Annotated in this window: 23 protein-coding genes; 8 read left to right on the forward strand and 15 right to left on the reverse strand. The window is 34.6% G+C overall.

Going from position 1 to position 26440, the window contains the following annotated elements:
* Window positions 1–227: 227 nt before the first annotated feature.
* From Q0951_RS08975 to Q0951_RS08995, 5 genes are all read right to left on the reverse strand, one after another.
* The gene (locus tag Q0951_RS08975) at window positions 228–2006 is read right to left on the reverse strand and encodes a sodium:solute symporter family protein (protein WP_299336246.1); all 1779 of its coding nucleotides are present in this window, start codon (window positions 2004–2006) and stop codon (window positions 228–230) included.
* A gap of 22 nt (window positions 2007–2028) precedes the next feature.
* Entirely contained in the window at window positions 2029–2289 is a 261-nt protein-coding gene (locus Q0951_RS08980) for a DUF4212 domain-containing protein (protein WP_299336247.1), read from the reverse strand.
* A 12-nt stretch (window positions 2290–2301) separates the two neighbouring features.
* Window positions 2302–3546 carry a hypothetical protein gene (locus Q0951_RS08985; RefSeq protein WP_299336248.1) on the reverse strand — a complete coding sequence of 415 codons (1245 nt, stop codon included), beginning with the start codon at window positions 3544–3546 and terminating at the stop codon, window positions 2302–2304.
* Between the two features lie 108 nt (window positions 3547–3654).
* A complete protein-coding gene (locus tag Q0951_RS08990; RefSeq protein WP_299336249.1) occupies window positions 3655–4074 on the reverse strand; it encodes a helix-turn-helix domain-containing protein in 420 nt (139 codons plus the stop codon).
* 93 nt (window positions 4075–4167) lie between these two features.
* Window positions 4168–5553: a sodium:alanine symporter family protein gene (locus Q0951_RS08995; RefSeq protein ID WP_299336250.1), complete on the reverse strand. Its 1386-nt coding sequence runs from the start codon at window positions 5551–5553 to the stop codon at window positions 4168–4170.
* 88 nt (window positions 5554–5641) lie between these two features.
* On the opposite strand from Q0951_RS08995, the gene Q0951_RS09000 reads away from it, so the two are divergent.
* The gene (locus tag Q0951_RS09000) at window positions 5642–6730 is read left to right on the forward strand and encodes a heparan-alpha-glucosaminide N-acetyltransferase domain-containing protein (RefSeq protein ID WP_299336251.1); all 1089 of its coding nucleotides are present in this window, start codon (window positions 5642–5644) and stop codon (window positions 6728–6730) included.
* A 30-nt stretch (window positions 6731–6760) separates the two neighbouring features.
* Here Q0951_RS09000 and Q0951_RS09005 read toward each other — a convergent pair whose 3' ends face one another.
* From Q0951_RS09005 to Q0951_RS09015, 3 genes are all read right to left on the reverse strand, one after another.
* Window positions 6761–8164 carry a hypothetical protein gene (locus Q0951_RS09005; RefSeq protein WP_299336252.1) on the reverse strand — a complete coding sequence of 468 codons (1404 nt, stop codon included), beginning with the start codon at window positions 8162–8164 and terminating at the stop codon, window positions 6761–6763.
* A gap of 95 nt (window positions 8165–8259) precedes the next feature.
* The gene (locus tag Q0951_RS09010; RefSeq protein ID WP_299336253.1) at window positions 8260–8766 is read right to left on the reverse strand and encodes a hypothetical protein; all 507 of its coding nucleotides are present in this window, start codon (window positions 8764–8766) and stop codon (window positions 8260–8262) included.
* Between the two features lie 19 nt (window positions 8767–8785).
* A complete protein-coding gene (locus Q0951_RS09015) occupies window positions 8786–9325 on the reverse strand; it encodes a cupin domain-containing protein (RefSeq protein ID WP_299336254.1) in 540 nt (179 codons plus the stop codon).
* 249 nt (window positions 9326–9574) lie between these two features.
* Here Q0951_RS09015 and Q0951_RS09020 point away from each other — a divergent pair, with 249 nt between their 5' ends.
* On the forward strand, window positions 9575–12409 hold the full coding sequence (locus Q0951_RS09020; RefSeq protein ID WP_299336255.1) for an ATP-binding protein: 2835 nt from the start codon (window positions 9575–9577) through the stop codon (window positions 12407–12409).
* Here Q0951_RS09020 and Q0951_RS09025 read toward each other — a convergent pair whose 3' ends face one another.
* Complete coding sequence (locus Q0951_RS09025; protein ID WP_299336256.1) at window positions 12410–13369, reverse strand: phosphoribosylaminoimidazolesuccinocarboxamide synthase; 960 nt, start codon at window positions 13367–13369, stop codon at window positions 12410–12412.
* Window positions 13370–13496: 127 nt separating this feature from the next.
* Window positions 13497–14450: a PhoH family protein gene (locus Q0951_RS09030; protein ID WP_299336257.1), complete on the reverse strand. Its 954-nt coding sequence runs from the start codon at window positions 14448–14450 to the stop codon at window positions 13497–13499.
* 210 nt (window positions 14451–14660) lie between these two features.
* Here Q0951_RS09030 and Q0951_RS09035 point away from each other — a divergent pair, with 210 nt between their 5' ends.
* From Q0951_RS09035 to dnaN, 6 genes are all read left to right on the forward strand, one after another.
* The gene (locus Q0951_RS09035; RefSeq protein ID WP_299336258.1) at window positions 14661–15497 is read left to right on the forward strand and encodes an SAM-dependent chlorinase/fluorinase; all 837 of its coding nucleotides are present in this window, start codon (window positions 14661–14663) and stop codon (window positions 15495–15497) included.
* A 3-nt stretch (window positions 15498–15500) separates the two neighbouring features.
* Window positions 15501–15797 (forward strand): putative quinol monooxygenase, encoded by a 297-nt coding sequence (locus tag Q0951_RS09040; protein ID WP_299336259.1) that lies wholly within the window; start codon window positions 15501–15503, stop codon window positions 15795–15797.
* Between the two features lie 103 nt (window positions 15798–15900).
* Window positions 15901–16629 carry a gliding motility-associated ABC transporter permease subunit GldF gene (gene gldF, locus Q0951_RS09045; protein ID WP_299336260.1) on the forward strand — a complete coding sequence of 243 codons (729 nt, stop codon included), beginning with the start codon at window positions 15901–15903 and terminating at the stop codon, window positions 16627–16629.
* Window positions 16626–17120 carry a hypothetical protein gene (locus Q0951_RS09050; protein WP_299336261.1) on the forward strand — a complete coding sequence of 165 codons (495 nt, stop codon included), beginning with the start codon at window positions 16626–16628 and terminating at the stop codon, window positions 17118–17120. The genes gldF and Q0951_RS09050 overlap by 4 nt, the downstream gene beginning before the upstream one ends.
* Window positions 17107–18780: a gliding motility-associated ABC transporter substrate-binding protein GldG gene (gldG, locus tag Q0951_RS09055; RefSeq protein ID WP_299336262.1), complete on the forward strand. Its 1674-nt coding sequence runs from the start codon at window positions 17107–17109 to the stop codon at window positions 18778–18780. The genes Q0951_RS09050 and gldG overlap by 14 nt, the downstream gene beginning before the upstream one ends.
* 139 nt (window positions 18781–18919) lie before the next feature.
* The gene (gene dnaN / locus Q0951_RS09060; RefSeq protein WP_299336263.1) at window positions 18920–20038 is read left to right on the forward strand and encodes a DNA polymerase III subunit beta; all 1119 of its coding nucleotides are present in this window, start codon (window positions 18920–18922) and stop codon (window positions 20036–20038) included.
* A 175-nt stretch (window positions 20039–20213) separates the two neighbouring features.
* On the opposite strand, the gene Q0951_RS09065 is transcribed toward dnaN, so the two are convergent.
* The 5 genes from Q0951_RS09065 to Q0951_RS09085 all read right to left on the reverse strand — a co-directional run bounded on the left by Q0951_RS09065 (window position 20214) and on the right by Q0951_RS09085 (window position 26426).
* Window positions 20214–20399 carry a DUF2892 domain-containing protein gene (locus Q0951_RS09065; protein ID WP_299336264.1) on the reverse strand — a complete coding sequence of 62 codons (186 nt, stop codon included), beginning with the start codon at window positions 20397–20399 and terminating at the stop codon, window positions 20214–20216.
* Between the two features lie 20 nt (window positions 20400–20419).
* On the reverse strand, window positions 20420–20728 hold the full coding sequence (locus Q0951_RS09070) for a hypothetical protein (protein ID WP_299336265.1): 309 nt from the start codon (window positions 20726–20728) through the stop codon (window positions 20420–20422).
* Window positions 20728–23922 (reverse strand): efflux RND transporter permease subunit, encoded by a 3195-nt coding sequence (locus Q0951_RS09075; protein WP_299336266.1) that lies wholly within the window; start codon window positions 23920–23922, stop codon window positions 20728–20730. Before Q0951_RS09075 ends, Q0951_RS09070 begins: the two co-directional genes overlap by 1 nt.
* A 108-nt stretch (window positions 23923–24030) precedes the next feature.
* The gene (locus Q0951_RS09080) at window positions 24031–25107 is read right to left on the reverse strand and encodes an efflux RND transporter periplasmic adaptor subunit (protein ID WP_299336267.1); all 1077 of its coding nucleotides are present in this window, start codon (window positions 25105–25107) and stop codon (window positions 24031–24033) included.
* A gap of 8 nt (window positions 25108–25115) precedes the next feature.
* A complete protein-coding gene (locus Q0951_RS09085) occupies window positions 25116–26426 on the reverse strand; it encodes a TolC family protein (protein WP_299336268.1) in 1311 nt (436 codons plus the stop codon).
* Between the last annotated feature and the right edge of the window lie 14 nt (window positions 26427–26440).

A 26440-nucleotide genomic window follows, 5' to 3' on the forward strand; every position in this document is an offset into this window, starting at 1 on the left:
ACAAAAGGGATATTAAATATCAGAAATAATGCGATTGATAATACAATGAGTTTCTGTTCGTGACGTTTTTTCACAAGATTAACTTTAGGATATCTATTATAAAATCTAAATCTAAGAAAAAAAACAGTACTGCAATACTGCAGTACTGTTTCTAACTAACTAATTAATTTACATGTTGTTCTTTATTTCAGTGAGACTGAAATGATTGTCAGACCAGAACAAGAAAATTAATGACTAGAAGCTTCACCTGCTCCAGAAGGTATTCTTATACTTTCAACCAATTCCTGAACATCTTTAGGAGGTGCTGCAGTTGCTCTAGATACAATCACAGAAACAACAACATTAACCAACATGGCTATAGTACCAAATCCTTCAGGGGATGTTCCAAACCACCACTCGCTAGCAGGTCTTGGATCCATAACACCAATTAAACCGGTTTTGTATCTGATCATGTAGAATAACATGAGTACAATACCAACAATCATACCTGCAATAGCTCCTTGTTTATTCATTCGTTTATCAAAAATTCCTAAAATTATCGCTGGAAAGAATGATGCTGCCGCTAACCCAAAGGCAAGTGCGACCACTGCGGCGACAAATCCAGGCGGATAAATTCCAAATAATCCAGCAATAATTATCGCTACTAATATGGCAATACGTGCTGCCATCAATTCTCCTTTTTCAGAAATATTTGGTTTGATCTGTTTTTTAATTAAATCATGAGATATTGATGTCGAGATCACTAACAATAATCCAGCAGCTGTAGATAATGCTGCTGCTAATCCACCAGCAGCTACTAAAGCGATTACCCAATTTGGTAAGTTTGCAATTTCAGGATTAGCTAATACCATGATATCTCTATCTACGTATAATTCGTTAGCTGTATTAGCATCAGCATTTGATATTAATCGTTCACCATTAACACCTCTAGCGTCTGTATAAACTGGTTTTTTTCCTTCTAATGCGCTTCCAGCTACATATTGAATTTTACCATCGCCATTTTTATCAGACCATGCAATTAATCCTGTATTTTCCCAATTCTGAAACCATTCTGGAATTTCTTTGTATTCCGTATCACTAACGGTTTCTATCAGATTTGTTCTTGAAAACACTGCGATTGCAGGAGCTGTTGTATATAAAATTGCAATAAGCAATAACGCATATCCAGCCGATTTACGAGCGTCTTTAACTTTAGGAACTGTGAAGAAACGCACAATAACGTGAGGTAATCCTGCTGTTCCAACCATTAAGGCTAGTGTGATTGCAAAAACATCCCAAGTTGATTTTGTTCCACTGGTGTATTCATTAAATCCAAGTTGGGTATGTAATGTATCTAATTTATCCAGCAGAAATGAGCCATCTTCAACAGTACCTCCCATTCCAATCTGAGGAATAATATTACCTGTCATTTGCATTGAAATAAAGAATGCCGGAACCATAAAGGCAAAGATTAGCACACAATATTGTGCCACCTGAGTGTATGTAATTCCTTTCATTCCGCCTAAAAAGGCAAAGATCAATACTACAGTCATACCAATAATTACCCCTATATTAATATCTACCTGTAAGAATTGCGAGAATACAATCCCAACACCACGCATTTGTCCAGCGACGTAAGTAAACGACACAATTAATGCGCAAATAACGGCTACTGTTCTAGCGGTGTTTGAGTAGTACCTATCTCCAATAAAATCTGGTACTGTAAATTTTCCAAATTTCCGAAGATAAGGCGCTAACAGTAATGCGAGAAGCACATAACCACCTGTCCATCCCATGAGGAATACAGAACCGTCATATCCCATAAAAGAGATCAATCCTGCCATACTGATAAATGATGCAGCACTCATCCAGTCTGCTGCTGTTGCCATACCGTTAGCTAATGGTGAAACACCACCACCAGCAACGTAAAATTCTTTAGTTGAACCAGCTCTGGCCCAAATTGCTATTCCGAAATACAGGGCAAATGTAACCCCTACTAATATCCAAGTCCACGTTTGTACGCTCATAATATTTATTTTTTAGTTAAGGTTACTCGTCGAAACCGTATTTTTTATCTAGTTTATTCATTAATCTTACATAGACGAAGATTAGAATTACGAATACATAAATTGATCCTTGTTGTGCAAACCAAAAGCCTAGTTTGAAACCTCCAAGTCTAATTTCATTTAGTTCTTCTCTAAATAGTATTCCGCAGCCATAAGACACAATAAACCATATGGATAACAGGATTACTAGGTACTTTAAATTTTCTTTCCAATACGCTGTTGCGTGTTTTTGTTTTTCACTCATAATAGTTAGTTTTTATAGATATATCATAGCTTGAAGCGAAATGGTATTCGCATCTAAAGCACCAAATTTCTGATTCTTATATTCTAGGGTTAATTTTGAATTGTGACCACTCATATAAGCATTCACACCAATACCTAATGTATTTCTATCGTCGTTAACAGCATCATAGCTATGAGTACCATAACTTACATAAGGTTGATATCTGGTTTTCTCCTTATCTCCAGCAAACACATATCCAACATGTGCATAGAGCATACTACCTGTACCATAGGCACTAAACAAATAATCTTTTCCGTAGTCATTAGATTGAAATACAGCATATGCTGTTAAGGCACTACCATCCTCTCCAATTGGTGCATCATAAAAGGCATCGACAGCAAAAATGGATACATCTTCTCCTTCGAGATTTGGTGCAGTGTCAGTACCAGTATCAATCACAGATCCTTTAGGATGCAAAAAGAAACCTGCACCAACATTAAAGACTCTCTTTCCTCCTAAATAGCTTCCAACCTTATATGGTAAAAAATTAGATTCCTGATCAAAAAAGTTATAGTCGAAATACCCAGCAAATGTTTTACCAGCATCTTTTGAACCTAATGATGATCGTCCATTGTAAACCGCTGCACCATTAGCTACTGCAGTTCTAGAATCTAAGCTTGACACAGCTGCATCGTTAATTGCAACTCTATACTGTAATTTGCCAAATTTACCTTTAGCAAAAACACCTAAATGTCTCGCAAACTGATCAGATAAACCAATAGTAGCCCATGACTGACGGTGATTATCTAAGGTCATCATATTGAGGGTGCTTTGGTTATTGAGTCTGGAAATACCATTAAAATAGTGTAATCCACCACCAATAGTGTGATCTTTACCTACATTGTATTGTGCCCATACATCATGAAAGAACAATTGTGAACCATCACCTTTACCTGTCGGACTTAAGGTGGTACTTGTTAAACTGTTCAATCCAAAATGTGTAAGAATTAAGAAATCTTTGTTGATTTGAGCAAACATCAAGACTCTGGCGCGACGTAGATTGAAATTCAATTTACTGTTTTCGTTGCCATTAGTATCGAAAGTCTCATCTGTATTGTAGTTAGCCTGAACTTGAGCCCAGGAAATGACTCTAAAATATTTAGAACCATCTTCATTTAATTTTACTTTTAATCCGCCTGTGTAATCAGGTGAACCTTGAGCATTAATACATTGAAAGGCCATTAATAGGCCGATCAATATGAGTGATTGTTTCTTCATAGTTTTGAAAATGTTAGTTAGTAGTTAATTGATTTTGTGTGCAGTACTAAGCTCTAAAAAACTATTCTTGAAGAAAAAATGACTATATCTATTTGTTAATTTATTATACTAATCTTTAAAACGCTCCCATTTTATAAGCATAAACTTATCTCCTAACTCTGTCACAACGACGCCAGCTCCCTTTATGTTTTCAGAATTTTGAAAATATATACCTAGCTCTGTAGCATTCAATATTTTATATGTTGGATGGTAATTTGAATTGTATGGTCTCTTGATATTATACTTCTTAACCCAATTCATGATACTCACATGAGAAATCCCTAAAATACGTTCAATTTCACGATAGGTTAATCCTTCTAAGTACAGTTGAAGCGACTTGTTTACATAATAATCGTCAATTTTTTTTCCGATCTTATTTACCGAAAAAAAATAATTACATTTTTTGCATTTATAACGCTGTCTACCATTAACTATTCCGCTCTTAATGTAATGATCAGAACCACAATTTGGACATAAATCTACTGTCATATATATTAATTTAGCATAAATATATCAAATTAGCACGATATATACAAAACGAGTATATTTAGGTAAGTAATGGATTACAAGAAACGATTCTTGTCAACGATTTTCCTGAAACCGTTTAAGATATGATTTGGTTTCTTTAACCACTTTAGGCGCTAAAACAATAGTAGCCAACATTGTTGGAATCGCCATAAACGCAAAGATTCCATCAATGAAATTGATCATGACTTCAAATTCAGTAGTTGCAGCTAATACAATACTTAAAATATAGAGGTAATTGTAATACTTCTTATTATGTGCACCAGCGAGAAAAGACATGCATTTTTTTCCGTAGTAAGCATAGGAAAACAACGACGAAATGCTGAATATAAATACACAAATCATTAATAAGTATTGCCCAAAACCTGGCATTGCATTTTGAAATGCAGATGCTGTTAAGCTCACACCATTGTCGCTTGTAGTTTGCCAAACACCTGTAACTAAAATAGCTAAAGCGGTCAATGTACATACAATCAAGGTATCAATTACTGGTCCGAGCATTGCCACAAGTCCCTCACGTACTGGTTCATCTGTTTTAGCTGCGCCGTGAGCCATTGGTGCTGTTCCAATTCCAGCCTCGTTAGAAAAAGCTCCACGTTTTATTCCTAAGAGAACAAGAGCTCCCAAAACACCTCCAACTACATCTTTATATTTCTCTTCACTGAGATAGTTTCCTTCAAAAGCATCTGTGAAGATCATCACAAAATATTTAGGGACTTCTGAGTAGTTTATAACCAGAATAATCAATACCAAAACAAAATATAGAATCACCATAGATGGTACCATTTTAGAAGCAATGTTACTAATTCGTTTTAATCCTCCAAGAATCACCAAAGTAGTAACAACAACTAATACCGCTGCAATTACAAGATTTGAAGACAGACTTACCTCAACGCCATTTGGAATTAAAATAATATCATTTATGGCTTGCTTTAACTGATTAACATTAACTACCGGAAGTGCTCCTAACATACCAAAGACAGAAAACATAATAGCCAAGAACTTCCAGTTTTTTCCTAGCCCTTCTCTTATAAAATACATCGGACCACCTTGTAATTCGCCATTGCTGTCTTTTCCTCTGTACATGATAGCTAATGTCGAGGTGAAAAATTTTGTTGACATTCCAACAATAGCACTAATCCACATCCAAAACATAGCTCCTGGCCCTCCAATTGAAATCGCTAAAGCGACACCAGCAATATTTCCCATACCAATGGTTGAAGACAACGCTGTGGTTAAGGCTTTAAAATGACTAATTTCTCCAGGATCATCAGGATCATCATATTTACCTCTCAGAACCTGGATAGCATGACCAAAAAATCGAAATGGCAAAAACCTGGAGAGGATAAGTAAATAGAGTCCGCCTCCAATAAGTAATACTAACAGAGGAATTCCCCAAGCCAAGTCAGAAAATTTTCCAGAAATCGATTCGAGTTGCTCCATATAAGGGTATTGATTGATGTAACTAAGATATTAAACTTAGTGAAGCATAAAAATTAAAAGTATATTTATCTCCAGAAATTAGCAACTATTGAAAACCAATCGTATCTTTTTTATTGATGCTGTGCGAGCATTTGCTATACTAATGATGCTCCAAGGCCATTTTATAGACACACTTCTAAATCCGATCTACAGAGACGAATCAAATATTATTTTTAATGTATGGTCTTATTTTAGAGGTATCACTGCACCAACTTTTTTCACTATTTCCGGTCTGGTGTTTTTATACCTACTCTTAAGAGCTAAAGCTAAATGCGAAGACAACCCAAGAATAAAGAAAGGATTGTATCGCGGCTTATTGTTATTAGCAATTGGTTACGCTTTAAGAATTGATATTTGGGGATGGTTTAGGGGTGAATTTAGTAATTATGTTTTTGTGGTAGATGTTCTGCAATGTATCGGACTTTCAATTATTCTACTCATCATTTTCTACGTACTATTAAGACAGCATTTAAGAATGCTATCTCTTGTACTATTTAGTGTTGGCTGTTTATGTTTTTTGACTGAACCCTTATATCGACATTTAGACTTAAGTCATATTCCATTGGTTGTAGCAAATTATATGACCAAAACTAATGGCTCTATTTTTACTATTTTACCGTGGTTTGGCTTTACTGCATTTGGCGGATTTCTAGCTACAATATTCTTTTCTCATGTACATAGAAACAGGTTTAGATTGTTGACCGTTATTGCGTTTTTTATTTTTGGAGGCTTACTTGTTGAATATTCATCATGGTTTTTAATGAAATTATATTTCTGGACAGATATAGAATTATTTAAATCCTCAGCTTACTATAATTATTTATTTACACGCTTCGGAAATGTGCTACTGCTCTTTGGCGTCTTCTATGCTGCTGAACCGTTTTTAAAAGGATCACTCATTGGAAAGGTTGGACAAAAAACTTTATCGATCTACGTTATTCATTTTATCATCATTTTTGGGAGTTTTACAGGTATAGGACTAAAGCATTTCTTGTATCATGATCTCAATCCAATTCAGGCCATTATTGGAGCCATCGTATTTATGTTTGTAGTGTGTGTGATCTCATTTCATTATGTAAAAACCAATGCGTTTATCTACAAAGGTGTTAGAAAACTGGTAAATGTGCTTAAAAGATAAATAATAAGCTCATTTAGTGTTTTTATAATTCTATCTAATACGCTCAATTTCTAAAAAGGTGTTTCCTGAGCCATTGATAAAAAAGTCAGAAGAAAATACACCTCCAGATTTATAGGAATACAACTCTATATAATCACCAAGATTTAGTTGAAGAATTGTATCTAAAGTGATACTAAAATCACTACCTGACACACCATTTGCTCTAAGTAATCTCTCATATCGCAAAGTGCCGTTTACATAAACTGCAAGACCAAAAGTACTTAAAGCAGTACTACTACTCATAGTAACTTTCATAACACTATTGATTCTATAGTAACCAACTTGACTAACAGTAAATCGATCTGAAGTTAAATTAAAATTATTGCCTAAATCAAAATATTCATTTGAGAAATTAATTTTATCGTATCCAGGTGGTTGCGTAATATTAGGACCAACAAAAACTTTTGCCAATTCATTTTTACTCTCAAAACTCAATGTTCCCATTCCATCAGTTGTTAATACCTGACCAGCTAGTCCATCATTCACAGGTAAACTATAGGCATCGTTAATTTCTATCCGTCCACTTTTATATACTGTTAAGGCATTACTAGCATTAGATCCTGTACCTGTACCATTTCCTACCACAAAAACTCTATCTGATTGCCAAAAGGAACTTGCACTTTGAGGCGTATATGTCGTGTTATAGGAACCAACAACAAATTCGGCGTAAGAAGGAGCAGTTGTGTTTCTACCAAATGATGTCGATTGTGCACCTGAAGCCTCTGTGTTTCTACCAAATGCTGAAGCGTTCCATGCTAATGCTGATGAATTCAAACCAAAGGAAGACGAGTTTTCACCTATAGCTAATGTATTATTTCCAAAGGCAGATGAATTATTGCCAACATTAGCATCATTCCAACTTATAGAATAAGTGTTTCCTGCCCTAAAAGCTCCTTTTCTAGGATTAAAAAACATTCTTGAATGATTTCCAATTGAAGCGTCCTCTATAACAGAACCTGAACCTAGGCTACCAGAGACCATAAGGCCACCAGAACTCCTAACACTTAAGGCTCCATTGTCTGCAAAAATCTCCTTTCCATTACCATTTCCGCCTTGATTATAGGCTTCATCTAGCGTATTACCACCTTTGAGAATAATCCATGAGGTTGAATTATGATCCCAATAGTAAAATCCTTTTCCAGAGTTCGCATTACCTGTATAAAAAACCAATATACCATCTTGATCTGATGTCATTAAAGAGCTATTGGCTAAATTTGATACCCGAGGGATTAAAATACCATCTGTTTGCGTTGGAACAGAAATATCTGATGCAGAAATATCAAGAGATGCTTTAGGATCTGTGTTTCCAATGCCGACTTGAGCATATAAACTGACGCTGAACATCAGCCAACCAATAACTATGATAATTATAGTCATTTTACTTTTATGATTCATTCCTAATTTATTTAAAAGAAAGCCGTTGTAAATCAACAGCTCTCAAATTAAACATAACAACAATTGTATATGGCTATACGTTGACTAACTTAATTTTAATCTCCAATTACAGGATTATGTGGTGCAAAAATACCATCTGGATTATCCAAAACAGTCCAAACATGCAATTGCCATTGCCCTATCATTTCATTAAAATGCCAAACATCTTGATCTCCTGTAAATCCTTCTGGTGGATTTCCTGGATTATCAGGATCATCAGGTATAATTGAATACTCTACAGCAACCATTTGCATATCACCATTACTATCTGGCACATACAAGATGATTTCAGGTTTGTTGATTTCAAAAACACCATCTGAAAGTGCAGGATTTAGATAGTGATGTCCCATATTGGGTACATAACCTGACACATCAATACGACCTTCATCTACAGCTTGATTAAAATCTACATACTGAGACGTCATGGCTTTCATCTGATTTACTTCAATTTCCCATGCTTCTAATTGTGGCGTATTATTATCGTCGTCACTACTACAAGCAACTAAAACACTTAACCCAATACCTAGTAATAAGACTTTTAAACACTCTTTTCTGTAATTCATAATTTTTAAATTTTTAGTATTAAACAAATCGAATATTATATTTTTCACATATCTGTGATACAACTTTAAGATCGGGTGGACCTTCAGGCAATTGTGCCATTTCATAAAACATATTTTCTAATCCCGCTGGAAATATACTCAGCATAACTTTGGTTTTTTTATCACCTACTACTTTCCATGAATGAGGCACCTTTCTCGGACAAAAAACAACATCTCCAGCAGACAATACTTTTACTTTTTCTCCAATACTTATTTCCAAGCGTCCTTCTAATACATGAAACACTTCATCTTCATCTTCATGAACATGTTTTGGTATACTCATTCCTGGATTATTATGTTGTTCAATTAGGGTATATAGTCCATTTGTATCTGTGCTTTCAAGTTTAATTGTTTGATGATCTCCTAATACAATTTGCTTTATACCATCCTTGTTTCTAATAAGTTTAGGTTCTTGAGATATACTCTTATCTGAGGACAACCGACTGTAAGCTCCAAGTTTAGAAATTGAAAACATACTTAATCCTGCTATCGATGATTTAATAAATTCTGTTCGCTTCATAAGAGAAATTTTTAATTCTTCACTAAATTATTGATAGCGTAAATCTACAGTAAGGTTCCAAATCTGGTTAATACAGACTTACTGATTATTAACATTTTTGTTTCATAATATCAGATATGCAACATGAGTGTTAAGAGATGCAATACTATTGCTAACTTCTCATCGTGACTATTTAGATATTTGTTACTCATTTATAGAGCGTATACATTTTTGTATCTTTTCAAAGATTATACTTGTAAATTGTATCTAATGATCAAAAACATCTTTTTATTTGCTGTTCTCATATCATGCTGTAGTTATGGTCAGAACTACTATGAGGTAGACACAACTTTTCCTGTTAATGATTTAATGAGTGATTTAAAAATTATAGAGGATAACACTGATGCAATTACAGCAAATGACATATTGAAGGATTCGACTTTATCTTTTAAAAACCGAGCCCAGTTTGAAAAAATTCTTAAATCGAATACAGCTTACTGGGGCAAATTGGAGCTTATCACTAATAAGCATTTAAATGGATGGAAACTTCATCTTGAGGATCGCTTCATTGGACCTCCAGCGTGGATTAAGAGTAACGGCACAGTTGATATCTATGGCTATGTCAATGAGAAATTGATTTTTCATAAGAAATCTGGTGTTGAGTACCCCAAAAAAGATCGCGACACCAAAGCCAATTGGGTCTTAAATCAAGTGGGTCTTGATGATCTTCCTGTACAAAAGCCAGTTACTCTAATTATTAGAGTTAAAGGGAATCAATTGGGTTATCCTGCTTATTTTAATGCGACACTAAGAAGTCCTAAACAACCCTATTACCATCATATATTCCAATTCAACAACAGCTTTAATATTTTTATGTTTGGTGTGACTTTTATTATTCTTTTATACCACCTACTGCAATATTTTTATTTAAAAGAACGTGTCTTTTTATGGTTTTCAATTTGGTTAATGTTTTGTACGCTTACCCAAGCCATGACAATTGGTATAATAATTGGTTCAATTACCAATTTTAGATTTATTCTATGGTATTTAATTGCCAATGGCATGTTCTATATGTTCTGGTTTTTCGGACGTTCATTTATTGATTCCAAAAATAAATATCCAACTCTAGACAAATTCATTCTAGGACTTTCTGTTTTACTAATTGTTGAAATTTTAATAACTACAATTTATGTTTTATCATATGATGCAAAACCACTATTTCTAAGTATTGGAATTCATTCTATTGTTATAGCTGTCTTTTCGTTTTGTAGTTTCATATTGTCAGTTATAATTTTGTTCAAAAAAGATACATTAACCAAGTATTTTGGATTTGGATCTATAATAGCATCAGGATGCATGATCATTGGTTCATTATGGTCAATGGGTGTTTTTGGACTTAGTAAAATCGTCATTGATCCTTATGTTACTGGAATGTTTCTACAAATTGTAATTTACTCTTTCGGAATCGCTTACAGGCAGCAACAATTATCATTGAAAAATCAAGAGGAAAAATTGAAAGCTCAAAAAACTTATGCAGAAATGCAACGTATAAAAGATCTTGATGATATTAAAACACGGTTTTTTGCTAATATTAGTCATGAATTTAGAACTCCATTGTCGCTAATTTCAGGACCGATTAATCGTGCACAAAATAAGAACAACGATGACGATGACATTATTCTGAGCAAGAAAAATTATGAGATTATAAAGAATAACACCTCTCGATTGCATAATTTGGTTGATCAACTACTGGATTTGTCAAAAATTGAAAGTGGACAAGTACATTTGTCTTTAAAACAAGGAGAGATTATACAATTTTTGAGATCTATTGTTTTTTCATTTGAGAGCATGTCAGAACGAGAAAACATAAGCTTAAACACCAGTTTCCCAGAAGAATTTGAGCGTGCATTTTACGATAAAGACAAGCTAGAAAAAATAGTCACTAATATACTATCTAATGCTATCAAATATACATCTGAAAATGGATCTGTAACAGTAACTGTAGCATATAATGATACTCATATAACTATCAAAGTCTCAGATACAGGGAAAGGTATTGCCAAAGAAGAATTACCTAGAATATTTGACAGGTTTTATAGAGTTGAAGGTAGTGAAAAGAAAGGTTCTGGAATCGGACTGGCTTTAACAAAAGAATTAGTGGACTTGCATAATGGCTCTATCAGTGTAGACAGTACTAAAGGCAAAGGAACTACTTTTAAAATTAGATTACCTATCACCTTAAGTAATTTACCTGAAGCCATTTCAGTAATTTCAAAATCAGAATTGATTGATACAAAAGAACTGGATGTCACTGTAAATGAATTAGATGAGCAATCTGAAGTAATCACTAAAACTATTCGAGAATTACCTATTGCTCTTATTGTTGAAGATAATAATGATTTACAACACTACATTTCTGAAATTATCTCTAAATCCTATACTGTTATCATAGCAAAAGACGGCCTTCAAGGTGAACGTATGGCATTTGAACATGTTCCTGATATTATAATTAGTGATGTCATGATGCCCAAAAAAGATGGATATGAACTCTGTCATATTTTAAAAACAAACACAAAAACAAGTCACATTCCAATTATTATGCTCACTGCTAAAGCTGGTCAATCGAATAGAATTGAAGGCCTTACACAAGGAGCCGATGCTTTTATGACAAAACCTTTTGATGATAAAGAGCTACTACTGCAGATGAAGAATCTAATAGATTCTCGAAAACATCTGTGGGAACATTTTAAAGCCTTAGATATGCTTCTCGTTGATGACATCGATGTTACATCAATTGACGATAAATTTTTACAAGATGTGTTCAAGACAATTAAAACTAACCTTGCTAACGATCAATTAAGCGTTGAACACATTGCACGAGAAGTAGGATTTAGTCGATCACAACTGCACAGAAAACTCAAAGCAATCTCTGGTAAATCGGCAAATCAACTAATCACAGAAATACGTCTAAATGAAGCACATCGAATGCTAAAGTCAAAATCTGGATCAGTATCGGAAATTGCCTATGCCGTTGGCTACTCTAACCTTTCATATTTCACAAAAAGTTTTAAAGAACGCTTTGGAGAATTACCAAGTAAAGTTTAACTAAGCATTCAAATACGCTAAAACATTAGCCTCTATCCTAGCCTGAATATTAGACACATCTGCTTTAACAAAAGATTCTCCCATGATATTCTCATAGAGTTCGATATAACGTTCGCTTACAGTCTCTATATAAGCATCACTCATTTCTGGTACATTCTGACCTTCGAGTCCCTGAAAGTTATTTGAAATCAACCATTGTCGAACAAATTCTTTTGAGAGCTGCTTTTGTGGTTCATTAGCATCCTGACGCTCTTGATAACCATCAGCATAAAAGTAACGTGATGAATCTGGTGTATGAATCTCGTCAATGAGTACAATCTTTCCATCTTTAGTCTTGCCAAATTCATATTTAGTATCTACGAGTATGAGTCCGCGAGAAGCTGCAATCTCTGTTCCGCGATGAAAAAGTTTACGCGTATAATCTTCGAGTACTAGATAATCTTCTTCGGAAACGATACCACGTTTTAAAATGTCTTCACGAGAGATATCTTCGTCATGATCTCCCATTTCGGCTTTAGTAGCAGGCGTAATGATAGGCTCTGGAAATTTATCATTCTCTTTCATACCTTCAGGCATTTCAACGCCGCATAATAATCGTCGTCCAGCTTTGTATTCACGGGCAGCATGACCAGACATATAACCACGAATCACCATTTCTACTTTAAAGGGATTGCATAAATGACCAACAGCAACATTAGGATCTGGTGTTGCAGTGAGCCAATTTGGCACTAAATCTTCAGTAGCCTTCATCATACTGGTAGCGATCTGATTTAAGATCTGACCTTTATATGGAATCCCCTTAGGCATGACCACATCAAAAGCCGACAAACGATCAGTAGCAATCATGACGAGCTCTTCATCATTGATGTTATAGACTTCTCTTACTTTCCCTTTATATACACTTTTCTGGTTTGGGAAATTGAAATTAGATTCGGTTATGGTGTTATTCTGATTTGCCACGAATAAATGCTTGTTATATTGTTATCTATCTCCTAGCCCAGATGGAGGCATTTGTTGGAGCTCTCCTACTACGCTGAAAAGCTATGTAGGAAGCGACTGCCGACAGCTGGAATAGCTTCTAAAAAAATTAATCTCTGTTTTCTATACTCTTGTATGCTTCTATCACTTTTTTAACCAACTTATGACGTATTACATCTTTATCGTCAAGGTAGATCATACCAATACCATCTACATTTTTAAGTACCAGTAAGGCTTCTTTTAATCCGGAAATGGTACGACGTGGTAAATCGACCTGTCCAGGATCACCTGTAAGTAAGAATTTGGCATTTTTACCCATTCGTGTCAAGAACATTTTCATTTGCGCATGTGTGGTATTCTGACCTTCATCTAGAATAACAAAAGCATTATCTAATGTTCTACCACGCATAAATGCTAATGGTGCAATTTGAATGGTTCCGTTCTCTATAAAATGAGCTAATTTCTCCGCAGGAATCATATCGCGAAGCGCGTCATACAACGGCTGCATGTAAGGATCTAATTTTTCTTTGAGATCACCTGGAAGAAACCCTAAGTTCTCACCTGCTTCAACAGCTGGACGTGTTAAAATAATCCGCTTGACCTCTTTAGCTTTGAGTGCGCGAACTGCCAATGCTACACCTGTATAGGTTTTACCAGTTCCTGCAGGACCAATTGCAAAGACCATATCATTTTTACGCATGCTCTCCACCAATTTGCGTTGGTTAACGGTTTGCGCTTTGATAATACGACCACTAACACCATGTACAATGACTTCACCACTTTGATCTGAAGTTGTGTAATCATCACTACTCTGACTTGTCAACACTCGTTCAATTGTATTCTCGTCGAGTTTATTATACTTACCAAAATGCTCCATTAGCATATTCATACGACGATCAAACTCTTCGAGCAGGTCTTCGTCTCCATAGGCTTTTATTTTATTGCCTCTCGCTACAATTTTAAGTTTAGGAAAGTATTCTTTAAGTGTTTTAATATTGGCATTTTGAGCTCCAAAAAATTCTTTGGGAGTAATTTCTTCTAGTTCTAAAATAAGTTCATTCAAAAGCGATACGAATTATAAATTAATCTGTTTTGTTTTATTAGTTTTGTGATGAGACAAACCAAGGCGTGTTTTGACAACATCATAATCAAAAATAATTAAACTATTTTATTCCATAGGTTTCCCTAAGGTTAAAATATGATTAGTTTTTAACAGTTTTATGAAACTTCAAAATAACGCTTTAACCTAGTATAAAATTTTTGCAGGCAATACATGGCAATCATCACATTAACAACCGATTTTGGCGAGAAAGATCACTTTGCAGGTGCCATTAAAGGAGCTATTTACAGCGAATTACCAGATGTGAGAATTGTTGATATCTCACATTCGGTTGCGCCTTTTAATGTTCCTGAGGCAGCTTATATCATTCAGAATGCGTACAGTAGTTTTCCAAAGGGCACTATACATGTGATTGGTATCGATTCTGAGCTCAATCCAGAAAACAAACACATTGCTGTAAAATTAGACGATCATTATTTTATTTGTGCAAACAATGGCATTATGAGCATGATTTGTTCAGAAATAGCACCACAAAAAATTGTAGAAATCAATATCCATGATCGTGTTGCAACTAGTTTTCCTGTATTGGATGTTTTTGTCAATGTGGCTTGTCATATTGCGCGAGGTGGCACATTGGAGATTATTGGTAAGGTTATCAACACCATAAAGCCTATCAAAAATTTAATACCGTTTGTCAATGATGAAAAGAATCAAATCATTGGTAGTGTGATCTATGTGGACAACTACGGAAATGTGATCACAAACATAAAACGTAAATTCTTTGAGACTGTACAAAAAACACGTGATTATGAGATTTCTGCACGCAGCTACAAGTTTAAAAAGATATACGATAAATATAGTGATGCTATTAATTTCGAGGTTCCGGAAGATAAACGTTATGACGAAGGAAAAGGTCTGGTTGTTTTCAATTCATCTGGATATCTTGAAATTGCAGTCTATAAAAGTGATAATGCAACTGTAGGTAGCGCTTCTTCACTTATGGGATTGAAGGTCATGGATACTGTGACTGTGAATTTTTCTAAAATTTAATCTATGTTTGTACGTATTGTAAAAATGAGTTTTGATCCTGAAAATATTGAAGAGTTTCTCCATAATTTTGATCTGAGCAAAGCAAAGATAAGAGCATTTGAAGGTTGTCAGTTTTTAGAACTCTATCGTGATAAACACAATACAAACATTTTTTTTACGTATAGTTATTGGAGATCGGAAAATGATTTAGAAAATTACAGACACTCCGATTTATTTAAAGGGGTTTGGGCAAAAACCAAACCTTTATTTAATGCCAAACCTGAAGCTTGGAGTGTGGATAAATTGGTTTCTCTTGAATAATTTATTCTATAACCTGATTTTTGATTTCAGAAAAATCAAAAGGACTATGCGTTAAAGAGTCATTTAATATTAACTTTGAATACTAACTATTGAAATAGTAATAATGCTAGCAATTCTAAAAAAAGAAATCAACACCTTCTTCGCCTCGCCCATTGGCTATTTGGTTATTGCGGTGTTTTTATTATTAAACGGACTCTTCCTATGGTTATTTAAAGGTGATTTTAATATTCTTGATAATGGTTTTGCTGATTTATCCAGCTTCTTTTTATTGGCGCCTTGGATTCTAATTTTCTTAGTACCTGCAGTAACCATGCGTAGTTTTGCTGATGAGAAAAAACAAGGAACTTTAGAGTTGTTACTTACCAAGCCTATTAGTCATTTAAACATTGTGTTAGGTAAATATTTAGGCGCATTCATACTAATCATTATTGCTTTAATCCCAACATTATTATATGTTTTTACCATATCAAAATTAGGTAATCCCGAAGGAAATCTGGATGTTGGAAGCGTGATGGGCTCCTATTTCGGGCTCCTATTTTTAGTTGCAGCATATACTGCTATTGGTGTATTTGCCTCCAGCCTATCTGATAATCAAATTGTCGCTTTTATAGTTGCTGTTTTTATATGCTTCTTTTTTTATTTCGGATTTGAAGGCTTATCAAATTACAATCTTTTTGGCGACGCGTTTTACATTGAAAAGTTAGGTATGGAATCGCACTTTAAAAGCATGAGTCGTGGTGTTTTAGATACTAGAGATATCATTTATTTTTTGAGTATCACTGCACTATTTATAATACTAACCAAACTGAATATAAAACACGCTAATCAATGATCATTACTGCACCACTAATTATATTGATGTGCATAGTATTTGTACTTATGTTCTTATTTGTGAGAACCATAGACAAACGTAAATGGTTAGTTGTTTTAGTCAGCTTGGTCTTAACACCTATTGTGTATTTCTATGCACTTTACCCTATGATCAATATTTTTAGTTCATATCATCATCAAAAATATTTTTCATCTCAATTATGGAAAGAAAAACCAGCCTTGCGCTATGAACTTTCAGATGATATGATGACTTCGGAACTACTAATAGGACAAACTAAAAGTGAGGTTAATGCACTTTTAGGAACTTACGAATGGTTGTCATGGGACGATGAAAAAAAAGCTCACGATACCAATAGATGGAATTATAGCTTGGGTATTGAACCTGGTGCTTTTAATACCCAAAAGGAATGTGTAGAAATTATTTTTGACAACGATAAAGTAATTGCGTTAAACCTCTATAAAGAAGATATAAAATTCGATGCTGAAAACTAAAAGAAATATCATTACCATTGTTATCACTTTAGTAGTTATAATTGCTATCAATTTGATTTCAGATCATTTTTATAAACGTTTTGATCTCACCAAAGATAAACGTTACACCTTATCTGACGAGGCTTTACAAACTATTGCAGATGTAGATTCGCCTCTAATCATTGATGTATTTCTTGAAGGTGAATTTCCTTCGGAATTTAGACGACTTCGGAATGAAACACAGCAGCTTCTGGAAGAATTTACTGTGTATAACAATAATGTAAAATTTGATTTTATCAATCCGTTAGACAATGAAGACACCAGAGACCAAAACCTGCAGCAACTCTCACAACGTGGCTTGCAACCTTTCCAAATAAACATTCAAGAGAGTGGAAAAACGTCTCAAGAGCTCATCATACCTTGGGCTTTAGCAAGCTATAATGAACAAACGGTCATTATTCCGCTAATCAAAAATAAAATTGGAGCGACTGATCAGGAATTAGTTAATGGATCTATTCAAAATCTTGAATATGCTTTTGCAGAAGCATTTAAGAAGCTGGTGAATCCGAAGCAAAAAAAGATAGCCGTTTTAAAAGGCAACGGACAATTAAGTGATATATATATTGCAGATCTTCTTAAAAAGTTAGGAGAGCATTATTTTTTAGCGCCTTTTACATTAGATAGCGTAGCGTCTAATCCAGAAAAAACATTGAACGATATCAAAGCCTATGATTTAATCATTTCGGCTAAACCAAGTGTGGCTTTTTCAGAAAATGAAAAATATGTTCTCGATCAATACACAATGAACGGTGGAAAAAGCTTATGGCTTACCGAAAGCATCATTATGGACAGAGACAGCTTAATGAATGAAACCAACAAAGGTGTTGCTGTATATAGAGATTTAAATCTTAGCGATTTTTTCTTCAAATATGGTGTACGTGTCAATCCTGTGATTGTTAATGATATGTATTCTGCTCCTATTGTGTTGTCTATTGGAGAAGGAAGTAATGCACGATTACAACGTTTACAATGGCAATATTCTCCATTGGCTGCTAGTAATCCAAACCACCCGATAACCACCAATTTAGATCCTGTTAAATTTGATTTCGCAAGTCAGATTGACACGCTAAAAAACGGTATTAACAAGACCATCTTATTGCGTAGTTCACAACTCACAAAACTTCAAGGTGTACCTCGAGAAATTAGTTTAGATGTCGTGACGCAAGAACCTAATCCTGAGGACTATAAAGAACCGCATCAAACTTTAGCTGTTTTGCTCGAGGGCGAGTTTACTTCGGTATATGACAAGCGTATTAAACCGTTTAAAATTTCAGAAGATAAGACTACAAGTAAAACAACAAAAATGATTGTTATTGCTGATGGTGATGTCATCAAAAATGAAGTGATTAGAAATAAACCGCAAGAACTTGGCTTCGAATTTTTAACCAAACGAAAGTTTGGAAATAAAGAGTTTCTTGAAAATGCAGTTAACTACCTTCTTAATGACGACGGACTTATAAACATTCGAACCAAAGAAGTGAAATTAGCTTTCTTAGATTCGGAAAAAATTGAAGCTCAAAAATCAAAATGGCAAATTATAAACATTGCTTTACCGCTTGTTATTCTTGGCATATTTGGTTTTGCTTTTGGGTTTTTCAGAAAAAAAAGATACTCGAAATAGTTGTAACACCTACAAAAAATCTTCATTTTTAAGCATTGTAAGTTGTTAATAAGTTTGTTTTATAAAACAATAGCTTTGAGATATATTTGTATTGCGCAATTTGTAGCATCAACATTGTAAAAAACATTAAAAGGAACATATGAAATTTATAGTATCCAGTACATATTTACTAAAACAATTACAAGTTCTAGGAGGAGTTATTAATAACTCTAACACGTTACCTATTTTAGATAATTTTCTTTTTGAATTAAAAGATTCAAAACTAACCGTTTCAGCAAGTGATCTTGAAACTACTATGTCATCAACCTTAGACGTAGAAAGTGATAATGATGGTAGTATTGCTTTACCAGCACGCCTATTACTCGATACTTTAAAAACGTTTCCTGAGCAACCATTGACTTTTGTTGTTGAAGATAACAATACCGTTGAGATTAGCTCAAATCATGGTAAATACGCTTTAGCATATGCAGATGGGAATGAATTCCCAAAAGCAGTTGAACTAGACAACCCGAGTACTACGACTATTGCAGGAGATATACTGGCAACAGCTATAAGTAAAACCATCTTTGCTGCTGGTAATGATGATTTACGTCCAGTAATGAGTGGTGTCTTTTTCCAATTTTCAACAGAAGGTTTAACTTTTGTCGCAACAGATGCTCACAAACTTGTAAAATATACACGTGAAGATATTAAAGCAGATCAGGTAGCAGAGTTTATTATGCCAAAAAAACCTCTAAATCTTTTGAAAGGTATTTTAGCTGCAAATGACGATATGGTTACCATCGAATATAACGATTCTAATGCAAAATTCACTTTTGAAAACTCAATATTAGTGTGTCGTTTAATTGATGGAAAATATCCTAACTATGAAGCGGTAATCCCAAAGGAAAATCCAAACAAGTTAACCATAGACAGAACACAATTTTCAAATTCTGTTCGTCGTGTAAGTATCTTCTCTAATAAAACTACGCATCAAATTCGTTTGAAAATTGCTGGTGCTGAATTAAATATTTCCGCAGAAGATATTGACTACTCAAACAAAGCTGAGGAGCGCTTAACATGTGATTATCAAGGTGATGACATGCAAATAGGTTTTAACTCTCGTTTCTTAACAGAAATGCTTAATAATCTTAGTGCAGATCAGGTTCAGCTAGAAATGAGCTTACCAAATAGAGCTGGGATTTTAACACCTATAGATGGTTTAGATGAAGGAGAGCATGTGACGATGCTGGTTATGCCTGTAATGTTAAATAACTAATTCAGTTATAAATACAATCTGATAAAATATTAGATGTAAAAAACGCTCACTTTTTAAGTGAGCGTTTTCATTTACCTCAGTTTAAAAACTAACTAATACACTTAAGAGGCAAAATAGACTGAAAAAACTTCCTGTTTATTATCATGTCTAAACCATATTAAAATGTGGCCTAAAATTACTTTTTGACGCCTAGCTTTAATAAAATAGTTTCTAACAAACACCACTTGGTAAAAGCAGACTGTATTAGGTTCACACCAATGAATACTGTAAACCACATCCAGTTCTGGTTTACGTAAAACGTCAGTACAACGCTCAATAATACCATTATACCAACAATAATTCTAAAATATGTGTTTAACATCTCTTTTCAATTTTATAAGTTTATATATATTTTTCGATAGGGACAACAATGGCACGTAAAGGGTTGTTGGTCTCCTTTTGTTCTAAATTGAATGCTTTTATTAAATCAAAGAGCATATCAACCTGAGATTCATTAGTAAAAGAAAATAACATGCTGGATTCATTCCCTGATCGTTCTGAACCGAACCAACTTTCAGTCATTGACACACCGGAACTATTTTTATAACCACCAATTTCAGAAACACTGAAACTTTCAATTCCTGCTTTTTTAAACAGTTTAATCGCATCTTTGTGGAATGCTTGGACAGTTGTTACTATGATTAATTTCATTATTTATGATTTTTACGTTCGATCATATAATAGACTAATGGCACAACCAACAAGGTTAATACTGTAGACACTATTGTTCCTCCCATTAGTGAAATGGCTAAACCTTGAAAAATTGGGTCAAATAAGATGACAAATGCACCTATAACAACAGTTCCTGCAGTTAGCAATATTGGTGTTGTACGCACAGCTCCTGCTTCAATTGCAGCTTGTTTTAATGGAATACCTTCATCCAATCGGAGATTAATAAAATCTATTAATAGTACTGAGTTTCTTACCATAATACCTGCTAAAGCAATCATTCCGATAAAAGAAGTCGCTGTAAAAAACGCACCCATTATCCAATGACCAATTATAATTCCTATGAGCGATAATGGAATAGCAACCATCATGACAACTGGAGCCTTGAAGTTTTGAAACCATCCAACTATTAAAATGTAAATCAAAATAATAGCACCTAAAAAGGCAATTCCCAAATCTCTAAAGACTTCTAAGGTAATTTGCCACTCACCATCCCATTTGACCGTATAATCATCTTCAAAATCAGGTTGTCCCAAATACATTTCATTAATCTCAAACCCTTCAGGCAGCTTGATATTTTTCAACTTGTCTTCCATACCCAAAATAGCATAAGCCGGACTCTCGAGTTCGCCAGCCATATCAGCTAAAACATAGACTACACGTTTTTGATTTTTCCTGTAAATACTCTTAGCACTTGTCGTTTCAATACTATTCACCAAATCTCCTATCGGCACTAAATGACCTTGGTTAGATTTAATTTTTAATTGTAATATATCTTGTACAGTAGACTTCTCTTTTTCATCCAAAGCCAACACCAAAGCCACTTGATTTACAGCATCCTCATCATATAAAGTCGTTAGTGATCTATTAGATAGTGCCATATTCATGGTATAGGCAATTTGCTTAGGTGCCACGCCATACAACATCGCCTTCTCTTTATCAATAATAAATTGATATTCTACCTGATCAGCTTCAGTCATCCAATCTACATCAACAACATCTTGAGTAGTACTCAAAATATTCTGAACATGATTTGCTACCTCTATTTGAGTATTGTAATCTGGTCCATAAACTTCAGCAACAATAGTAGATAAAACTGGTGGTCCTGGCGGAACTTCAACAACCTTAACATTCGCATTATACTTTGAAGCTATGTTTTGAATTTCTGGACGTAATAGCTTAGCTATATCATGACTTTGAGCACTACGTTCGCTTTTATCAATTAGATTGACCTGAATATCAGCCATATTACTTCCTCCTCTCAAATCGTAATGACGTACCAATCCGTTAAATGTTATTGGAGCCGACGTCCCAACATAGTTTTGATAATTGACTACCTCTGGTCGTGTTGATAGGTATTGTGAGATTTCTTTAGCCACAATTGCTGTTCGTTCTAAAGTTGTGCCTTCTGGCATATCAATTACTACCTGAAATTCATTCTTATTATCAAACGGCAGCATTTTAACCGCAACAGAATTTGTAAAGAACAGCAGCATTGTGCTTATTAGAACTAAGAAGGTTAATCCTAAAAATAGCCAACGTTTGGTTGAATTTTCAATTAACGGACGCTCGAATTTTTCATAGATCTTATAGATCAAAGTGTCTTCTAAAGGCTTTTTAGGTTTGTCTTTAGCTCCTTTTTTATCCTTCTCACGTAAAAATATATATCCTAAGTATGGCGTAATGGTTAAGGCTACAAACAGAGATAAAATCATTGCTATAGAAGCACCTATGGGCATTGGCGCCATATATGGTCCCATTAATCCAGAAACAAAAGCCATTGGTAATACTGAAGCTATAACCGTGAAAGTCGCTAGAATGGTTGGATTCCCAACCTCATTAATTGCATATAACGCTGCTTGTTTAAAAGGTAAGCGTTTCATTTTAAAATGCCTGTGCATATTTTCGGCAATGATAATGGAATCATCTACCACAATACCAGTTACAAATACAAGTGCAAATAACGTAATTCGGTTTAACGTATAGTCTAACATATAGTAACTCAACAAAGTCAATGCAAAGGTTATTGGCACTGATAAAAATACAACCAGTCCGCCTCGCCATCCCATAGCAAGCATGACCACAAAGGTCACTGCTATAATAGATCCAATAAGATGCAGCAGTAGCTCTGAAACCTTATGTGATGCAGTCTCTCCATAATTTCTGGTCACTTCTACATGTACATCATCAGGAATCAGATTTTGACGTAAGTGCGCTACTTTATCAATAATGACATCGGCAATTCTCATGGCATCAGCACCTTTTCGCTTAGCAACAGAAATAGTTACCGCTGGATACTCTGATTTATAATCTGATGATTTTTCACTGCCTTGACCAAAACCTAAACTCACATAATTTTGAGGAATCTCAGGTCCGTCTATAATCTTTGCAATTTGTTTTAGATATATGGGTTGTTGCTGCTGCACACCTACGATTAGATTTTCAACATCTTCAACGCTCTCTAAAAACCTGCCTGTATTGACAATATACTCCGTATCATTTTTATCAAATGTTCCAGAGTTCAATTGTGAATTACTGGCTTTGATCATCTCTGAGACAGATAAAAAATCCAATCCGCTTGCAGCTAATTTATCTTTATCTAAAACAACCCTAAGCTGTCGATCTCTTCCACCAATTTTATGAGTAACGGCAACATCTTTTACCTTTTTAATTTCCGATTCCAATTCCTGAGCCATTTTACCCAATTGATAATCGTCATAATGCTCACTCCACAAGGTTAATCCCAACATTGGAACATCATCAATGGCTCTTGTTTTTACCAATGGAAAAGTAACACCTTCAGGCATTTGATCCATATGTTTATTGATCTCATTATACAATTTCACAAAAGAGCGTTCAATATCTTCACCAACATAAAACTGAACAATGACCATACCTTGCTCCTTCATCGATGTGGAATACACATATTCTACGCCTTTAATATTAGAAATGAGTTGCTCTAAAGGTTTGATGACACGCGATTCAACTTCAGTTGGACTGGCTCCCGGATAGCCAACAAAAATATCTGCCATTGGCACATCAATCTGTGGCTCTTCTTCTCTAGGAATTAAAAACGAACTGTACACACCAATGACCATAAATACAATCATTAATAGTACTGTTAGCTTTGACCCTATAAAGACCTTGGCAATTTTTCCTGCAAAACCTTCTTTCATTTAAGTAGTATTTTTTTGGCGTTTTTACAGGTCATCCGTTGCAATCTTTTTTTATCGTTTTAGACGTAAAAAAAGGATTTCCACTTCTACCCTTAACGCGTATTTTAGTTATTGTATTGACACTTTAGCGCCATTAAATAGTTTTCCTTTTGCTGTAACAATGTAATTCTCGTTAGCATTTAAACCCGAAAGAACTTCAACCTGATCGCCATAAGTTCTACCTAAACGCAACCATCTTAAAATTGCTGTATTACTCTGACTTACAGTATAAACTCCTGATAATTGACCATTGTGGATCAAAACTGCGGTTGGTATTAAAACCATATTGGTTTTGACGGTTCTTTCAATTGGAAACTGTACCGAAACATACATCCCAGAAAGGACATTGACCTTAGTATCATCCAGCTCTATCTTAACCAAATACTGACCTCCTGTTTGTTGTGCTGAAGGACTCACCTCTGAAACGTTTCCATTAATGGTCTCACCCATAGATTTGACATTCACTTTTACTTCAGTACCTGTTGTTATTTTAGAAATCTCTGTTTCAGGAACCATTGCTATAACTTCAAACTTGCCTGGTGACTCAACTGATATTAATGGTACGCCTGGATTAGCCATATCGCCTGTTTTTACCATTTTACCGGTAACTACGCCATCAAATGGAGATCTGATATTAGTATATGCAAATTGTGCGTTAACCTCATTTTGCATTTGTTTGGCTGCTTCCAAACGTGCTTTAGCCATTTCAAAATTTGCTGTCATATCATCCAACTCTTTTTGAGATGCACTGGCATCAGCAAATAAATTCTGAAAACGGTTATAATCTTTTTGTGCATTATTAAAAGCAGCAGTTGCCTCAGTAATACTCGCATTAACTTGTGCTCTTTTTGCTCGTAAATCAGTATTATTTATAGCCACCAACAACTGTCCTTTTCGCACATTATCTCCTACATTAACAGGCGCATTGGTTACAAATCCCATCATACGTGTACTCAAATTAGCACTATTAGTAGCTTGAATCTTACCGCTAACAGCTAAGAAAGGTGAAGTATCGTTGGTGAAGGTCTGACTTACAGTAACTGGAATAGCAGGTGAGTTATCTGTAACAGATTTAGTCTCATCATTTGCACAACTCGTTAAGAGCACTGTAAGTAATAGTATTGATATGATATATATATTTTTCATAAAAGTGTTTATTCTTTAGTTAAAAACTCTAGGTATGCTTGCGCATAATTATATTCAAAAATGGTCTGATAATATTCCAATTCCTTTTGTGCATATTGGCTTTCGGCAATAAGTAGATCAGATGTTTTCTCCAAGCCCTCTTTAAATCTGTTGGTTCTAATTCTCAGAGACTCCTTTGATTGCTGAAGCGCCAGAGATGTTAGTTTAAGTCTATTTTCAGCATCAATAAACATACGTTGCGCTTTATTTAACTCCAATTGACTTTGAGACACATATTGATCGTATTCTAGTTTTGATTTTTCATATTCGGCTTTGCTCTTCTGCACTTTGCCAAAACGCTTAGACCCTTGAAATATATCCCAGCTTAACTGTGCTCCTATGACATAACCATTTGCATTAGCCTGAAACAATTGCTCATCGTAAAACTCATAACTACCAAAAGCATTTAAGCGTGGTAAAAACGCCATTTTGTTGGCTTTGCTTGTTGCTTTATATGCTTCAGTTGTTAGAGACATTGCTCTTATATCAGCACGATTTTCAGAAATACTAACACTAGCATCTGACACTACATTCACCTCTAAAGAATCAACAGGTTGATATACTACAAATGATTTGTCATTCATTAAAAATGAGAGATAATCTGAAGCATTTTTTACCTGACTATTTGCCATTTGCAATTGGTTTTCAACTTCAGTAACACGTATCTCAACATTTAACACATCTGCACGTTGGATATACCCTTGTGTGAATCTGTTTTCTGCGAGCTTTAGATTAGCTTTAGCTGCATTTAAAGCTTTCTCCAAGACATCAACACCTTTGTAGGCTAACTGTAATTGCATATAAGCATTATCAACTTCAAACTCTAAATAGTCAACTGTTCGTTGAGCTTTAAGTGACATGGCTTGCATAATAGACCTCGCAGCTTTTCGTTGATAAATACCATCCATATTTAATATGGGTTGTTGTATTTCAAGTTTTGTAGCAAAGTTTTGTACTACAGATGGATCATTTAGAAGTGCTGGATTAAAATCGGATTGAGTTAACACCTCTTGATTCAATTTAGATCCGAAAGCAACCAAGGGATTGGTTGTTGAAATCCCTGTATGACTTGCTGTGATGTTAGGAAGGAAAATAGCATCGGTCTGAAGAAAATCTGCTCTTGCTGAATTGTAAGCTTCATCAGAGATTTTGATATTAGTATTCCTTTCAGCAACAATAGTTTTAACTTCAGATCTAGTAATAGGTACTAACTCTTGACCAATGGCATCACACGAAACTAAAATAGCTAATAGGGTATGGATATAAATGATATACTTCATCAGTAAAAATTTGT

The organism is uncultured Psychroserpens sp. (assembly GCF_947501425.1).
Lineage (GTDB): Bacteria > Bacteroidota > Bacteroidia > Flavobacteriales > Flavobacteriaceae > Psychroserpens.

Bases quoted from the DNA above. Each gene is read 5' to 3' on its own strand.
- Q0951_RS09070 (WP_299336265.1), bottom strand. From the start codon at position 20,728: ATGAAATTAATCATAGTAACAACTGTCCAAGCATTCCACAAAGATGCG.
- Q0951_RS08985 (WP_299336248.1), bottom strand. From the start codon at position 3,546: ATGAAGAAACAATCACTCATATTGATCGGCCTATTAATGGCCTTTCAA.
- Q0951_RS08990 (WP_299336249.1), bottom strand. From the start codon at position 4,074: ATGACAGTAGATTTATGTCCAAATTGTGGTTCTGATCATTACATTAAG.
- Q0951_RS09065 (WP_299336264.1), bottom strand. From the start codon at position 20,399: ATGTTAAACACATATTTTAGAATTATTGTTGGTATAATGGTATTATTG.
- Q0951_RS09020 (WP_299336255.1), top strand. From the start codon at position 9,575: ATGATCAAAAACATCTTTTTATTTGCTGTTCTCATATCATGCTGTAGT.
- Q0951_RS08995 (WP_299336250.1), bottom strand. From the start codon at position 5,553: ATGGAGCAACTCGAATCGATTTCTGGAAAATTTTCTGACTTGGCTTGG.
- Q0951_RS09050 (WP_299336261.1), top strand. From the start codon at position 16,626: ATGATCATTACTGCACCACTAATTATATTGATGTGCATAGTATTTGTA.
- gldG (WP_299336262.1), top strand. From the start codon at position 17,107: ATGCTGAAAACTAAAAGAAATATCATTACCATTGTTATCACTTTAGTA.
- Q0951_RS09010 (WP_299336253.1), bottom strand. From the start codon at position 8,766: ATGAATTACAGAAAAGAGTGTTTAAAAGTCTTATTACTAGGTATTGGG.
- Q0951_RS09040 (WP_299336259.1), top strand. From the start codon at position 15,501: ATGTTTGTACGTATTGTAAAAATGAGTTTTGATCCTGAAAATATTGAA.
- Q0951_RS09015 (WP_299336254.1), bottom strand. From the start codon at position 9,325: ATGAAGCGAACAGAATTTATTAAATCATCGATAGCAGGATTAAGTATG.
- Q0951_RS09035 (WP_299336258.1), top strand. From the start codon at position 14,661: ATGGCAATCATCACATTAACAACCGATTTTGGCGAGAAAGATCACTTT.
- Q0951_RS08980 (WP_299336247.1), bottom strand. From the start codon at position 2,289: ATGAGTGAAAAACAAAAACACGCAACAGCGTATTGGAAAGAAAATTTA.
- Q0951_RS09005 (WP_299336252.1), bottom strand. From the start codon at position 8,164: ATGAATCATAAAAGTAAAATGACTATAATTATCATAGTTATTGGTTGG.
- Q0951_RS09080 (WP_299336267.1), bottom strand. From the start codon at position 25,107: ATGAAAAATATATATATCATATCAATACTATTACTTACAGTGCTCTTA.
- Q0951_RS09085 (WP_299336268.1), bottom strand. From the start codon at position 26,426: ATGAAGTATATCATTTATATCCATACCCTATTAGCTATTTTAGTTTCG.
- Q0951_RS09075 (WP_299336266.1), bottom strand. From the start codon at position 23,922: ATGAAAGAAGGTTTTGCAGGAAAAATTGCCAAGGTCTTTATAGGGTCA.
- Q0951_RS08975 (WP_299336246.1), bottom strand. From the start codon at position 2,006: ATGAGCGTACAAACGTGGACTTGGATATTAGTAGGGGTTACATTTGCC.
- dnaN (WP_299336263.1), top strand. From the start codon at position 18,920: ATGAAATTTATAGTATCCAGTACATATTTACTAAAACAATTACAAGTT.
- gldF (WP_299336260.1), top strand. From the start codon at position 15,901: ATGCTAGCAATTCTAAAAAAAGAAATCAACACCTTCTTCGCCTCGCCC.